11 protein-coding genes are annotated in these 14,843 nt (G+C 71.1%); 5 read left to right on the top strand and 6 right to left on the bottom strand.

Going from position 1 to position 14,843, the window contains the following annotated elements; translation table 11 throughout:
• Positions 1-14 precede the first annotated feature (14 nt).
• A complete protein-coding gene (locus WME79_RS00090) occupies positions 15-1,937 on the top strand; it encodes an ABC transporter ATP-binding protein (protein WP_437530690.1) in 1,923 nt (640 codons plus the stop codon).
• Between the two features lie 11 nt (positions 1,938-1,948).
• Here WME79_RS00090 and WME79_RS00085 read toward each other — a convergent pair whose 3' ends face one another.
• The 3 genes from WME79_RS00085 to WME79_RS00075 form a co-directional block, all read right to left on the bottom strand.
• Positions 1,949-2,464, bottom strand: a complete 516-nt coding sequence (locus WME79_RS00085; protein WP_437530687.1) for a hypothetical protein — start codon at positions 2,462-2,464, stop codon at positions 1,949-1,951.
• Between the two features lie 63 nt (positions 2,465-2,527).
• Positions 2,528-3,511, bottom strand: coding sequence for a porphobilinogen synthase (gene hemB, locus WME79_RS00080; RefSeq protein ID WP_437530684.1), 984 nt, complete (start codon positions 3,509-3,511; stop codon positions 2,528-2,530).
• 181 nt (positions 3,512-3,692) lie between these two features.
• Positions 3,693-4,070: a DUF4339 domain-containing protein gene (locus WME79_RS00075; protein ID WP_437530682.1), complete on the bottom strand. Its 378-nt coding sequence runs from the start codon at positions 4,068-4,070 to the stop codon at positions 3,693-3,695.
• A 203-nt stretch (positions 4,071-4,273) separates the two neighbouring features.
• Here WME79_RS00075 and cobA point away from each other — a divergent pair, with 203 nt between their 5' ends.
• On the top strand, positions 4,274-5,878 hold the full coding sequence (gene cobA, locus WME79_RS00070; protein WP_437530679.1) for a uroporphyrinogen-III C-methyltransferase: 1,605 nt from the start codon (positions 4,274-4,276) through the stop codon (positions 5,876-5,878).
• 330 nt (positions 5,879-6,208) lie between these two features.
• Here the strand turns inward: cobA and WME79_RS00065 are convergent, their stop codons facing one another.
• Complete coding sequence (locus WME79_RS00065; protein ID WP_437530677.1) at positions 6,209-9,031, bottom strand: ArnT family glycosyltransferase; 2,823 nt, start codon at positions 9,029-9,031, stop codon at positions 6,209-6,211.
• A gap of 266 nt (positions 9,032-9,297) precedes the next feature.
• A complete protein-coding gene (locus tag WME79_RS00060) occupies positions 9,298-10,191 on the bottom strand; it encodes a response regulator transcription factor (protein WP_437530674.1) in 894 nt (297 codons plus the stop codon).
• Positions 10,192-10,490: 299 nt separating this feature from the next.
• Between WME79_RS00060 and WME79_RS00055 the strand changes: the two genes are divergently transcribed.
• Entirely contained in the window at positions 10,491-11,450 is a 960-nt protein-coding gene (locus WME79_RS00055; RefSeq protein WP_437530671.1) for an RluA family pseudouridine synthase, read from the top strand.
• On the opposite strand, the gene hrcA is transcribed toward WME79_RS00055, so the two are convergent.
• On the bottom strand, positions 11,443-12,486 hold the full coding sequence (gene hrcA / locus WME79_RS00050; RefSeq protein WP_437530669.1) for a heat-inducible transcriptional repressor HrcA: 1,044 nt from the start codon (positions 12,484-12,486) through the stop codon (positions 11,443-11,445). The genes WME79_RS00055 and hrcA overlap by 8 nt on opposite strands.
• 352 nt (positions 12,487-12,838) lie before the next feature.
• Here hrcA and WME79_RS00045 point away from each other — a divergent pair, with 352 nt between their 5' ends.
• Together WME79_RS00045 and WME79_RS00040 are read left to right on the top strand one after the other, a co-directional pair.
• Positions 12,839-13,633 carry a hypothetical protein gene (locus tag WME79_RS00045; protein WP_437530666.1) on the top strand — a complete coding sequence of 265 codons (795 nt, stop codon included), beginning with the start codon at positions 12,839-12,841 and terminating at the stop codon, positions 13,631-13,633.
• A gap of 77 nt (positions 13,634-13,710) precedes the next feature.
• Complete coding sequence (locus WME79_RS00040) at positions 13,711-14,772, top strand: hypothetical protein (RefSeq protein WP_437530664.1); 1,062 nt, start codon at positions 13,711-13,713, stop codon at positions 14,770-14,772.
• The last annotated feature ends 71 nt before the right edge of the window (positions 14,773-14,843 follow it).

Raw genomic sequence — 14,843 nt, 5'->3', positions numbered from 1 at the left:
GAGACAGCGCGACGATGCGGTCGAAATCGGGCGGCGTCTCGGCCGCAGGAGAGGCGGGCGCGGGCCCGCGGCGGCCAGGGCAGGCGGCGACAGCCAAGGGCCGCGGGGCGACGAAGGCGAGCCGCACCGAGGACGTGCTGAGCCGGTTCCACGAGGAGTCACGGCTCGGCGAGGCGTACGACGCGCGCATGCTGCTGAGGCTGTGGCCGTTCGTGCGCCCGCAGGGCACGCACCTCGCGCTGTCGCTGGCGCTGCTCGTCGTCACGGCGCTGCTGGCGCTGCTGCGCCCGCTCATCATGCGCGACGCGCTCGACGCCTTCGACACGCCCGGCGGGCTCGATCACCTCACGCGCAGCGGCTTGTTGCTCACGGGCGTCATGCTCCTGGAGCAGTCGCTCGCCTTCCCGCAGCTCTACCTGATGCAGCTCGCCGGCGCGCGCGCGATGGCCGACCTGCGCCTGCGCGTCTTCGGCTTCTTGCACACCCGCCGCCTCGGGTTCTTCGATCGCACGCCGGTCGGCCGGCTCGTCACGCGCGTGACGAACGACGTGGACGCGATCGGCGAGATGTTCGCGTCCGGCGCGCTCAACGCGTTCGGCGATCTCCTCCGGCTCGCCGTCATCGTCGCGGTGATGGTGTCGCTCGACTGGCGCATGTCGTTGCTCGCCTTCGCGGCGGTCCCCCCTGTCGCCCTCGGCGTCAACTGGACGCGGCGGCGGATGCGCGACGCGTTCCGCGAGGTGCGGGCGAAGACGGCCAGGATGAACGCGTACCTCAACGAGCAGGTGTCCGGGATGGCCGTCGTGCAGGCCTACGCCAGGGAGGAGCGCTCGGCCGAGGAGTTCGACGAGATCAACGCGGCGTACCGCAACGCGAACAACCGCTCGATCGTGCTCGACGCGACGCTCGACGCCGCCATCGAGATGGTCTCGAGCGTCTGCATCGCCGCGGTGCTCTGGTACGCCGGCGTGAACAGCCTGAAGGACGAGATCTCGTTCGGGACCTTGTTCGCCTTCGTCGCCTACATCGACATGTTCTTCGTCCCGATCCGCGATCTCTCGGCTCGGTACACGCTGCTGCAGTCCGCGATGGCCGGCGCGGAGCGCGTCTTCGAGCTGCTCGACAACAAGGACGAGGACGCGACGGCGGCGGCGACGAGCGGCGGCGACGCGGCGAGGGCAGCGGACGAGGGCGTCGCGTTCGAGCTGGACAACGTCGGCTTCGGCTACAAGCCGGGCGTGCCCGTGCTGCGGCACGTGTCGATCGCGGCGAGGCGCGGCGAGAAGGTCGCGCTGGTCGGCGCGACCGGCGCCGGCAAGAGCACCGTGGCCTCGCTGCTGCTCCGCCTTTACGACGTCGATGAGGGCGTCGTGCGCGTCTTCGGCCGCGACGTCAGCGCGTACCCTCGCGACGAGCTGCGCCGCCAGTTCGCCGTCGTCCCCCAGGACGTGTTCCTGTTCCCGGGCACGGTGCTCACCAACATCGCGGCCGGCGACGCGATCCCCGATCGGGCCAAGGTGGTGAACGCGCTGAACCGCATCGGCGCCCTCGATCTCTTCGAGCGGCGCGAGGGCGGGCTCGACGCCCCCGTGCTCGAGCGCGGCAGCAATTTCAGCGCTGGCGAGCGCCAGCTGATCGCCTTCGCCCGGGCCCTCTACCGCGACCCGCCGCTCCTCATCCTGGACGAGGCCACGGCCAACGTCGACAGCGACACCGAGGCGCGCCTCCAGCGTGCCCTCGAGGGAGCCATGGAGGGGCGCACCGCGTTGATCATCGCGCACCGCCTCTCGACGATCCGCGCCGTCGATCGCATCGTCGTCTTCCACAAGGGCTGCGTCGTCGAGCAGGGCACGCACGAGGACCTGCTCGCCGCGGGCGGCGTCTACAGCAAGCTGTACCGGCTGCAGTTCGCCCGGCAGGCGGCGGCGCACGCCTAGGAGCGCGGGCCCTAGGGCTCCGCGCTCTCACCGCCGACATCGGCGTCGTCGCCGTAACACCTGTTGACGACGGTGCCCCCGGCGGCGCCCATCCCATCGCCGTCGGCGCCGGCCGCGCCTCCTGCGGCTCCGGTCGCGCCGTCATCGGCGCCGATCGCGCCCCCGGCGACCACCCGCAGCCAGTACTCGGAGCAGCTGCCGTTGACGACGATCAGGTGCTGGTCGTCCACGCAGGGCACCTCGGCCTGGTTGCCCGCCGCCTGCGCCAGCGTCCCGCCGCTCTTCGTGCCGTCGCGCTCGAACGACAGGTACACCTGCCACCATCGCGGGCGCGCGCCGAGGTGATGCTTGAGCGCGTACCGCATGCCGCCCGGGAAGTAGAGGAGCTCGCCGTCCGGCGCCGAGGTCTCGTAGATGCCCCCCTCCGGTGTGGCTTCGACGAACTCGATCGGCGGGTTCGCTTCCTCGGACCGGTCGCACCTGTTCGGCGAGCACCCCGCCACGAACGCGGCGAACGCGCACGCCACCGAAGCGCCGGACCACCTCAAGCGCTGCGCGGCGTTCCCGCCTGCGCCCTGGCTCCGCATCGCTCAGCCGAGCCAGCGCGCGGCGTCGAGCGCGTGGTAGGTGAGGATGAAGTCCGCTCCGGCGCGCCGGATCGACGTCAGCAGCTCGAGCACGGCGCGCTTCTCGTCGATCATTCCGCGCTCCGCGGCCGCCTTGATCATCGCGTACTCGCCGCTGACGTTGTACGCGCCGAGCGGGAGCGTCGTCACCTCGCGCACGCGCGCGATGACGTCGAGGTACGCGAGCGCGGGCTTGACCATGAGCATGTCGGCCCCCTCTTCCTCGTCGAGCGCCGCCTCACGCAGGCCTTCGCGGGCGTTCCCGGGGTCCATCTGGTAGCCCGCCCGGTCGCCGAACTTGGGCGCACAGTCGGCCGCCTCGCGGAACGGCCCGTAAAAGCCGGACGCGTACTTCACCGCGTAGGAGAGGATCGCCGTCCCTGTCAGCGACTCGGCGTCGAGGGCGCGCCGTATCGCGGCGACCCGGCCGTCCATCATGTCGCTCGGCGCGACCACGTCGGCCCCCGCCTTGGCGTGGACCACCGCCGCTCGCGCGAGCACCTCCAGCGTCGCATCGTTGTCGACGTCCACCGCCCCGGACGCGTCCTGCCGGAGCAGGCCGCAGTGGCCATGATCGGTGTACTCGTCCACGCACACGTCGGTGATCACGAGCAGCTCCGGCACGGCCTCCTTCATCGCCTTCACGGCGCGCGGAACGGGCCCGTCCGGGTCGTAAGCGCTCGTGCCCGACGCATCCTTGGTGCGCGGGAGCCCGAACAGGATCGTCCCGCCGATGCCGAGCTCCTTGCAGAGCCGCGCCTGCGCTGCCGCGGCGCTCACGGGCAGCTGCGAGACGCCCGGCATCGTCCCGACCGGCCGAGGCGCGTCGAGCGCCTCGTTGAAGAAGAGGGGGAGGATGAAATCTCCCGGATGGAGGGTTGTCTCGCGTACCAGGGCGCGGAGGGCGGGCGAGCGACGGAGCCGGCGCGGTCTCTTCGTGGGGAACACGGCGGCGGAGCATAGCAGCCCTGCGCCCGCGTGAGCCGCTCCGGTCCAGAGGAGCGCGCGATCCGCGGATCGCCTGGGCGCTGCGAATCGGTTAGTGTTCGCCCGAAACCGCCAGCATGAGAACGGCCTTCCACTTCCCGCTTTGCGGCCGCGCTCGCCCCGCCGCGCGCGGAGCCATCGCTCAGCGGTGGGCCGCTCCAGAGCGCGCGGCCGAGCGCGCCGCCGAGCCGGGGCGCGACGTCATCGGCTGGGGCGTCTGCTGGGACGACAGCGGAAGCGTGTCGTCGTCGTCATCCGCTGCCGAGCCCTCCTCCGGCTGTTCCGCAGGCGTCGCCGTGGCGGCGACCGTGACCGTTGCAATGTCGGACAGCGGGCACCACACGGTCCATGCCTCATTGCGGACGAAGCTATCGAGGGGGACCACTCCGCTCTCGATGCCGCGCGCGAGCTGGTCGAGCTTGACCGGCCCGACCGAGCGCTCCCCGTTGGTGACGTACCATCGGTCCGGAAAGCCGCGCTCTGAGCTCAGCAGCTCCTCGACCAGTTTCACCGATCTCATCGAATGGACTCCAGAAACCGCCGGACGTTGAATCGACCGGATGCGATTCTAATCCCATAACGCACCGGGTCAACATCACTGCAGAATCGCTATGACAATCAACGTCTGCCATGCATGAACGAGAGAATGACGGGAGTTTGACTGTGTTTCCGAGGCGTAACGATCCTTCCGAGGAGGGCCCCGGCGCGGCGGCTGCGGGGGCAATGAACGACGGAGCGCCGGGCGCGGCCAGGCCAGGCGTCGTGTACCTGGTCGGCGCCGGCCCGGGGGATCCGGGGCTCCTCACGCTGCGCGGCGCAGAGCTCCTCGCCACTGCAGACGTCGTGCTGCACGACGAGCTCGTCCACCCCGCGCTGCTCGACCGCGTGCGGGAGGGCGCCGATGTGCGCTCGGTCGGCAAGCGCGGCGGCGATCGGGTGGTGAAGGACGCGAAGCAGGCGGAGATCGACGCAGAGCTCGTCGCGCTCGGCCTCGAGGGCCGCAGCGTCGTTCGCTTGAAGGGAGGCGATCCGTTCCTCTTCGGGCGTGGCTCGGAGGAGGCGGAGGCGCTCGCGCGGGCCGGAGTGCCGTTCGAGGTGGTGCCGGGCGTCTGCTCTCCGCTCGGCGCGACGGCCTACGCCGGCATCTCGCTGACGCACCGGCACATCGCCTCCAGCGTGATGATCGTCAGCGGCGTCACCCGGGCTGGAAGATCCTTCGACTGGAGCGAGCTCGCCTCGGTCCGCGGGACCATCTGCGTCCTGATGGGCATGCAGGCCCTCGACGCGGTGGTCGCGGGGCTGACGGGGCCGGGGCACCGCGATCCCGCGACGCCGGCGGCGGCGATCCAGTGGGGCACGCGGGCCGACCAGCGCGTCGTCTCGAGCCGCCTCGACGAGCTGCCTCGCCGCGTGAGGGAGGCAGGGATCGAGAGCCCCGCGGTCATCGTCGTCGGCGCCGTCACGGGCTTGCGCGACACGCTCCGCTGGTTTGATAGGAAGCCGCTCTTCGGCAAGCGGGTGCTCGTGACCCGGCCGCGTCACCAGGCGCGCTCGACGTCGAGGCTGGTGCGCCTCCGCGGCGGCGAGGCGGTGGAGCTCCCGACCATCGAGATCCACCCGCCCCCCGACCCCGCGCGCGTCACCGAGGCTGTCCGCGGCCTCTCCGGTTACCACGCCGTCGTCTTCACGAGCGAGAACGGAGTGGCCTGCTTCTTCAAGGAGATGGAGCGGCTCGGCCTGGACGCGCGCGCCTTGGGCCCTGCGCGCCTCGCCGCCATCGGCGTCGGGACCGCCGCCGCGCTCGCCGCGCGCGGCGTCCGCGCCGATATCGTCCCGCGGGAATTCCGCGGCGAGGAGCTCGCGGAGGCCATCCTGGCCGACCCCGCGCTGGCCGAACGCCGGGCGGCGTCCCCTCGAGTCCGCGTGCTCCTCGCGCGCGCGCTGGTCGCCCGCGAGGTGCTCCCCGAGCGCCTCCGCGCCGCCGGTTGCGAGGTGGATGTCGTGCCTGTCTACGAGACCCGCCCTGCCTCGGCCGGTCGCCGCGAAGAGCTGCTCCGGGCGCTCTCGGCGGGCGAGATCGACGTTGTGCTGCTCACCTCGAGCAGCACCGTCGACAGCCTCTGCGACCTCCTCGGCGAGGGCGCCGCAGCGCGCCTCGACCGCGTGCTCCTCGCGAGCATCGGGCCGATCACGACCGCGACCGCCGAGAAGCGGGGGCTCCGGATCGGCGTGACCGCCGAGGTGAGCACCACAGCAGGTCTCCTGGACGCGCTGGATCGACATTTCACTGCATTGCAAGCTGCCCCTGGGAGCGCCAGGAGCGGATGAGCTGGTCGCATAATGTGCGGCCGGCGCATCTGCGGAAATAAAGAGAGCGTCGCAGCGGACCTGGGGGGGGAAGGTCTCCGCCGCAACGCTCGATTCCACGTGATAGCAGGGCGCGTGCCTACGACTTCTTCAAGGCGATTCAAGTACTTAGGACGTCCCAGCGGGAGTCCCCTTGCGCTGCTGCGCCGCCATGGCGACAGAGATGCAAGGACACTCCTGATTCAGCATTACCGCCGAACATCGACAGCGGCATTCCCCGGACCGGAGCAGGCGTACAGCGTCACAGCCGGACAGCGCTGGTGAGATAAGCGCCTTCCGGTTCCGTTCGGCTCACTCGAACGTCGCTCGCACCACAACGAACTTGTTGTTGAGCTCGATGGAAGTGAGCTTCTCGAAGATGCGAGGGCTGCCGAGTTCGTTCGACAAGGAGCCCGTGCGTCCGTGTTCGGTGACGAAGTAGAAGGTCTTCACGCCCTTCTTCTTCTGCTCATTGACGTAATCCTGGAACTTCTTTCCGCTCGACACGAAGGCCGCCAGCCGGTTGCCGGCATAGAAGTTCTCGCCCTTCCAGTTCAGCTGGTAAGCGACGAGCGGCCCTGGGATCTGCTGGCTCGCGCGCACGTAGGCGAGCAACGTCTCGCGTTGCCCCCAGTGCGGCGACGTCCGCACGAAGTACACGTCGATCCCCCACGCCGTGAACACGACGGCGAGCGACAGGAGCGCGTAGACGACCTGGCGGCGCCAGCGCGCGACCATCAGCAGGAAGCACAGGGCAGCCGCGCCGACGGTGAAAGCCCACAGGGCCGCGGAGAAGTCGAGCGACTGCGGCCAGGGGCGCTTGTAATTGTACGTGAACAGGTGCAGCAGCCTGGCCTGGCTTGGCTGTCCCTCGCGCGCCATCGCGAGATCGCGCCCGACGAGGAACACGAGGAGCGCAGCGCCGAGCGCGATGGCGCCGAGCATCGCGCGCTCGTAGCTGACCACCGCGGCGGAGCGCGCCGACTGCACCGGCGAGGAGGCGCCGATCGAGCGGCGTGCGAGCCCTCCCACGCCCCCCTCGAGACGCAGCATGTCGTCGAGCAGGATCCCCGTGAGCATCGCTGCCGGCGGGACGGCCGGCAGGATGTAGTGATGGAACTTCGTCAGCATCAGCGAGAACAGCGCGAAGCCGAAGAGGAACCACATCGCCAGGAACACCGAGGCGTCGCCCTGGCGGACGTCAGCCGAGCCGCGCTCCCCCGGCGCCGCCCCCTCGCGCCGCCTGAGCCACCACACGAGCGATGCGGGCACGAGCCCGGTCCACGGGAACATCGCGTAGCCGAGCTGCCACACGTAATAGCGGAAGCTCACGTCGTCGCCCTCGTTCGTGTCGTGGACGTGGGTGAAGGCGCGCTTGAACATGTCGTGGAACAGGAGCCGGTCGGTGAACGGCTGGCCGTGCCGCGCATACATCGCGACGAACCAGGGCAACGCGACGCACGCGAGCACGAGCAGCCCGACGGGGATCTCCATCTTGAGCACGTCGCGGTACCGGCGTGAGACGACGACGTAGCCGAGCGCGCAGAGCACCGGGAGCCCGAAGCCCGCCGGTCCCTTGGCCATCGTGGACAGGGCAGCGAAGAACCACGCCGAGAGGAAGAGGAGCCGCTGGACACGCCGCTCGCCCCAGCTGGCGTACAGGACGATCGCGAGCGTCTGCGCCCAGACGAGCGCCTGGAGCGCGGGCTGAAGGCCGGGGAGCACGGGCAGCACCGACCGGCAGGCCTCGTTGCCGGGGAGACCGCAGTTGCCCGGTGAGCCCGAGCTGAAGACGTCGCCGCGGAAGTGGAGGCCGAAGGGCGAAAGGCCGATCTCGACGTGACGCGAGAGCAGGTAGAGGATCTGCGGCAGCGCGCAGGCGAGGATCGCCCCGAGCACGAGGTGATAGGCCGAGAGGCCCACCTTGAGCGGGCCGAGATCCACCTCGTAGACGCGCGCCTCCTCCGCGTCGTCGGTGTGGATGCCGAGCAGGAGGAGCGCCATCGCCGCGGCCATCGTCGCGACGAAGGGCATGTCGGTCATGGTCTGGTGGGAGACCAGGAACCACTGCGGCATCGTGGCGAGGACGAGCCCCGCGAGCAGCCCGGCGCGGCGGCTGAAGATCCGCGAGACGGCCTTGTAGAGGAGATAGACGGCGATGAGCGTCAGCGCGAAGACGGGGAGCCTGACGGCCCACTCGGGCCACGGGGTGCGCCCCTCGGCGGCCGCCGAGAGCATCTCGCCCGACCGGTAGCGGACGCCGAACGCCGCCATCGCGAGCGCCTGCATCCAGAAGTCGAGCACCGGCTTCGACCAGAACCAGCCGTCCTGCGCCCACCAGAGGGAGATCCAGTCGTTCCTGGCCAGGATCTCGCGCGCGACCTCGCCGTAGTGCGTCTCCCAGGGATCGGTGAGCGAGTGGCTCCCGAGCATGGGCAGGTAGAGCAGCGTGACGAGGGCGACGAGCCAGAAGCCGTGCCGCCGGCCGAGAGGGCGCGGAGCTCCCGCCTCGTCGACCCGGAAGGGGCCGAGGCGCTCGCCGAACCGGAACGCGCCGATGACCGCCGTGAGAAACGCGACAGGGACGGCGATGGCGGGCGCCGCCACCGAGAGCAGCGTCGGCGCGCCGTCCGACGAGCGGGGGCTCGGCGAGAAGAAACCCGCGACGCTCAGCGTGATCAGGACGAAGAGCGCGACGAGCCCACCCCCGAGCAGCGCGAGCGGGCCGAGCAGGTCGCGGATCCCGACGCGCGTGGCGACGCGCTCGGGGGGATCGTCGAACGTGCCGAGCAGGTCGAGCAGACCGATCGCCGCGATGGCGACGCCGAGCGCGCCGATCGGGACGCCCCAGCGCAGCTGAGGCGCGAGCGCCATCACGACGAACGTGAGGAGAGCGCCCGCGGCGGACACGGCGGCGCCACGCCAACGGAGCGCGTTGCCTTGCGGCACGAGGCGAGCCTCCTCGGCGTCGGCCGCAGCCCCGTCCATCCCAACCAAGCCGTCGCTCTCCGCCGCCCCGTCGCAAGGGGAAGGCGCGCGCGGCTCAGGTGCGCTGGGGCTCTCCAGATCGTCCGCGGCCGCCCCGTCGCGGGCGTCCGCGGGCGCACCGCTGCGTTTGTCGTGTGTGTCGTTCATGGCTGCGCCAACCGCGGAACGAGGCGCGGCCCTGGCGTAGCAACTCCGGGTCGCCGGGCAAAGCAGCGGTCGCATGCGCCCGCGCTGCGATCTCGAGCGCGCTCGCCCCGCGAGCGACGTCGCGGCGCGAGGAGCGCCGTACCGTACATGGATCGGTGAGCCTCAGGCGCCCACGAAGGCGCCCCGCCCCGTTCGTGCACCTGGCCGGCACGACAGGAAACGGGGCGGGTCGACAACCACGGCCAGGCGGCGGCCGCGGTGAGCGCCTACTTCGTCAGGCGCGCGATCTCTTCCTTGATGATCGTCTCGGCGAGCACCGGAACGACCTCCCACACGACGCGCTCCACGACGTCGCGGGACAGCGCCATCACGGCCTCCACCTGCTCGGAGCTGAGGCCTAGGCCCTCGAGCTTGCTCGCCATCTGGCCGTTGACTTGCGCGGAGGCGGTCGCGGCGACGGCGGCAGGCCCCGTCGCGGTCTTCGGCAGGCCGGACACCGGCGTCGGCGAGAAGGCCATCGTCGTCGTGACCGGCACGTTCGCCGAGCCGCCCGGCGCCGTCTTGACGGAGGCCTGGGCCGGCGCAGCGCTCGTGGCCGGCGCGTTGGGCGTGTAGATGAGGGTCTTCGCGCGCTGGAGCGGGCTCGCCGCCGCCTGCTGCGCGGCAGCCGGCTGCGCTGCGGCCGCGGGCTGCGCGGCGGCTGCCGGCTGCGCTGCGGCGGGCTGCGCCGCAGGAGAGCGCGCGGGCGCAGGCGCCGCGGCGGCAGGGGCCGCTGCGGCGGCGGGCTTCGCTTCGCCGCGCGACGCCAGCAGCTTCTTGACCTTGTCGATCATCTGCTGGGTGTCGAACGGCTTGTCCATGTGATCGTCCGCTTGCGCGCCCGATCCCTTCGCGGGGTCGAACGGGCTCTGCTTGGACGACAGGATCAGGACAGGCGTCGCCGGTGAGGCCTGCTTGATCGCCTTGCACAGCTCGTAGCCGTTCTTCGGCTCGAGCGTGACGTCGGCGATCACCAGGTCGGGTTTATCGCTCTTGAGCTTCTGCAGCGCAGCGTCGGCGCTGCTCGCCGTCACGACGCGGAAATCCTGACCCGCAAAGGTGATTTCGAGCACTTTGCGCATGGTCACGCTGTCGTCTACGGCGAGAAGGGTGCTGGCCACGAACGGGTCTCCTCTCAGATGGCGAGAAAGCGATGACGGCTCTGGATATCTTCGGCTCCGGTCGCGCGATGTGTCAACATTCGCGGTGTATTTCGCCCCCGCGGGCCCCGCGGATGTGCGTTTTTTCGCGCCGGTAGAGCCCGGTCCCACGCTGGTGGGCGGAGCCGAGGCGCCCCGGTGAGCTCTACATGCGTCCGCTCCGACCCGCCACTCCGCCGCGCCAGGAAGACAAAGCCGCCGAAACGACCGGCGTTCACCCGGTCGCCCAGGTACGACCTCCGCAGGATGGCCGCTGGACGGTGCCAGCCGAGCTGGATCGGCGCCCGCTGGACGGGGCCGTCCGTGCGCTGGCCGCGGTCTCGTGGTCCGACGCGCGCCGGTTGATCGAGACCGGCAAGGTGCTGGTCGGGAGCGCGGTGGCGACGAGCGCCCGTCGGCGGGTGCTCAGCGGGGAGCAGATCGAGATCCGCCTGCACGCGCCGAGGCCCGAGACCGTGCGGCGGCGCAAGCTCGAGGGCGAGCTCGTGGTCTACGCGGACGCGAGCGTCGTCGTGGTGAACAAGCCCGCCGGGGTGAGCACCATCCCGTACGGCGACGAGGATCCCGCGGAGCAGGCCGCGACCCTCGACGCGCTGGTGCGCGAGGTGCTGGCCAGGCGCGACCGCCTGCGCGGGCGCGCGCCGCTCGGCGTGGTGCAGCGCCTCGACAAGGGAACGAGCGGGCTGCTGGTCTTCGCGCGGACGCTCGCCGCGAAGAAGCACCTCGCGCAGCAGCTCCGCGTCCGCGCGATGCACCGGCAGTACCTGGCGCTCGCGCACGGCGCCGTCCCGCGCGGCACCTACCGCAGCTACCTCGTCGAGGATCGGGGCGATGGGCTGCGCGGCTCGGCGCGAGAGGGGCGGCGCGAGGGGCAGCTCGCGGTGACGCACGTGGAGCCGATCGAGGTGCTCCGAGGACCGCAGGAGGGAGCCGACGCTGGGGGCGTGACGCTCGTCGCGTGCCGGCTCGAGACGGGACGCACGCACCAGATCCGCATCCACCTCGCGGAGGCCGGGCACCCGCTCGTCGGCGAGACGGTCTACGTGCGGGACTACCGGGGGACGAGGGTCCCGGCCGCGCGGCTGATGCTCCACGCGGCCGAGCTCGGCTTCAACCACCCGGCCGACGACCGGCCGATGCGCTTCCAGGCGCCGCCGCCCCCGGACTTCGACGACGTGCTCGATCGGCTCCGTGAGCCGCAGCGGAAGGGCGCTACTTGACCTTGCCGCGGACCTCGGTCATCGCCGCGGCCGTGGCGTCGACCAGCGGCATGACCTTCGCGTAGTCCATCCGCGTCGGGCCGAGCACGCCCACGGTCCCGGCGACGCGGCCGTTCTCCATGTACGGCGCGGCGACGAGGCTGAGCTGGCCTCCGCCAAGGTCGCCTGCCTCGCTGCCGACGAACACGGTGACCTCACCCGCGCCGGCAGCGAGGGTCCGGTCGAGCAGATCGACGAGCTCCTCGCGCTCCTCGAGCGCCTTCATCAACTTCTTGAGCCGGTCGACGTCGGCGTACTCAGGCAGATCGATCAGCCGGTTCTGCCCCTCGATGACGACCTCGCTCCGTCGGGTCACGTCGGCCGTCGCCTTGCTGCCGAGCTCGAAGGCGCGGCGCCTCAGCGCGTCGATCTGGAGGCGCTCGTCCGCGAGGCGGCGGGCAAACAGGTCCCGGATCTCGCCCAGCGTGCGCCCCTCGATGACGTCGGCGAGCAGGTTGTGGATCCGGGTGAGCTCGCCTTCGTTGATCGCCTCGTCGGCCGAGATGAAGCGGTTCGCGACCGAGCCGTCGGCGAAGACGAGCACCGCGAGCAGCTGCCCTGGCTTGGTCGGGATGAAGCGCAGCTGGGCGAGGGCGCGGAGCTCGGCCCGCGGCGCCGCGACGACCGCCGCGGCGCCGGACAGCTCCGAGAGGTAGCGCCCGGTCTCGCGGAGCGGATCGCTCGCCCCCGCGTAGATCTCGGTGAACCTGGCGCTCAGCTCGGCCTGCTGCTCGGGAGACAGCGACCGGAGCTCGACGAGCGCGTCGATGAACAGCCGGAGCGCGCGATCGGTCGGGATCCGCCCTGCAGAGGTGTGCGGCTGGTGGAGGTACCCGGCCTCCTCGAGGTCCGCGAGCACGTTGCGGATCGAAGCAGCCGAGAGATCCAGCCCGTACTTGCGGGCGAGCGTCCTGCTGCCAACTGGGTCGCCCGTTGCGATGAACTCGGTGACCGCGGCGAAAAGGATCTTTCGAGATCGATTGGAAAGATCACCCATGTCAGCTGCATGCAGCGCACAAGCGCGCCGCCGTGGCTACCTGGACCAGGGACCGCCCGGACCGGGAAGCCATGCGGGCCGGACCTTCGCTCCCATACGTCAAGCTGCACGTGCGGGCGCATGACCCACGGACGCGCATGCGACCCATTTTGAGGCGATCGCGCGGCCCGGTCAAATGTCGCGGTAGGATCGGGCCGCCACGGCAGCAGCCCAGCCACCCCGCGCACGGGGGCCCCGCTCCACCGGATGGCGGCGCGGTCGGCCACTCGGCCACCCGGCCGCGTGGTCGTGGTCACTTGGCCCCCCGAGAGGGTCGGCCTGCCTTGCTTCGCACGAGGGATGTACCGCAACGATGCCGCCCGCACGCCATGCCGCCGCTGCCTGCGCGCTCGCCCTCGCGCTCGGCCCCCTCGCCGCCGCGCCGAGCGCGCAGGGCAAGCCGAAGGTCAGGTACCACCAGGACTGGGCGAAGCACCCGTCGGCGCGCTACGCGGCCATGAGCGCGGAGCAATGCCGTGCGGCGCTCACGCAGCGGAAGATCGCGTTTGAGCCGGTGCAGCGCGCGCCGGGCGTGCTCGCTCCGGTGCGGCTGATGCAGGGGGTCGGCGGGGTCCTCTACCGGACGGCGCTGCCGGCCCACAAGCGCGCGGACAACCCGCACGACGTCTTCGACTGCCGCCTCGCGCTCGCGCTCTCGGACTTCAGCCGGATCCTCCGCGCGCACGACATCGACGAGGTGCTGATGTTCTCGGCCTGGCGGCCTCCGTCCAGGATGTGGCCCGAGGGCAGGCTCGCGACGAGGCACCCCGGCGGGCTCGCGATCGACCCCTACAGGTTCATCAAGGAGCGCGTCGGCGGCGGGTTCGCGGAGGATTGGATCGAGGTGGAGCGCGACTTCGTCGGCAGGCGCGGCGCGCCGGTCTGCGGCGAGAGCGCCGGCCCGACCGGGCGGCCCCGCGGGGTCGGAAAGGGGGCGGGCAGCGGCCCTCCAGCGGACGCGGCAGCGCGAGAGCTGCGATCCATCGTGTGCGAGGCCGTGGATCAGCACATCTTCACGTCGATCCTCACGCCCAACTACGACCGGGCGCACAAAAATCACCTGCATCTCGAGGTGACCCCCGGCGTCCAATGGCATCTCGTGCGCTGATCCGGGAGGGGCCGTCCTCCGTCCTCCCGCGCGCAAACCCGCTCTCTCTCCGAGGTCGACCCGCTATGTTAGCCCGCGTGCCCGCACGAAGACCCCCGCTCTCCCGCGCGTCCGCCGCGCTGGCGCTCGCCGCTGTCGCGCTGTCGTTCACGTTCGTCGGCTGCCCCTGCGTCAGCGGTCCCGTGAACGCGAGCCCTGCCCTCCGCTGGTTCCTGTTCTCGAACTTTGGCGCCAGCAAGATCTGCCCCGAGATGCTGAAGAGCGGGGTCTCGCTGCGCCTGCAGGACAGATCGGCGTCCATGGGGCGGTTCTTCCCGATGCAGTGCTCGTACGACGTCAACGACGCGGCCCAGACGATCACCGTCCACATCGCCGGCACGGGCTACGGCTACATGCAGCCGGCCAAGCGGGTGGGCTTCTCGCTCACCACGTCCGTCGAGTACCGACCCGACTTCCAGCTCGCGGACGATAACGTCTACGTGTGGGGACGGCTGAACCGGATCGTGCAAGGCCCGAGCTTCCAGCTGGGCTACGTCGAGAACCCGGTCATCGACGTGATGGCCAACGTCCCGCCGTTCGGGGGGCTCGCCAACCTGCTCGGCAACCAGATCGTCGCGGGCGAGCTGACCCGCGGGTTCACCGTCCTCTACAACGAGGAGACCGGGAAGGACTTCACGCTGGGGATCCTCATGCCGCCCCAGCGACCGCACCACCCATTCGAGGCGGAGGACGAGGAGCGGTACACGTTCGCGAACGAGACCGTCGAGGTGTACGCGAACCAGCGCGACTACCTCGGGCCGTTCGAGATCGCCGACTCGGACCAGGCGCTCTACCTCAAGGTCAGCGCGCAGGGCGCGCCCGTGGACCTCATGATCGTCGACAAGCCCACCGGCGACGCGTGGCGCGAGGCGTACCAGACCGGCAAGCCGCTCGGTCCCCCGCCAGGCCCGGTGCAGGCAGGCGGCCCTCTCCAGCCCGGGATCATCGAGACCCGCCGCTACGCGCTGCGCCCGGGCCTCTACTACGTCGTCATCGACAACACGGCGGCGGCCGGCCTGGTCGCGCCTCCCATCACGCTGCTCAGCCCCCTCGGGGGTTCGGCGGCTCAGATCAGCTACATGGCGCAGGTCGGCGAGTAGCGGCGACGAGCGGGGCACGGGCAGCATCGGCGAGGTCACGCCACGTGGGCTCGGTCACCGGCCTTGACGCG

The sequence above is a fragment of the Sorangium sp. So ce726 genome (genome assembly GCF_051521405.1).
GTDB lineage: Bacteria > Myxococcota_A > Polyangia > Polyangiales > Polyangiaceae > Sorangium.
This window is presented reverse-complemented; position numbering and strand designations above follow the sequence as displayed.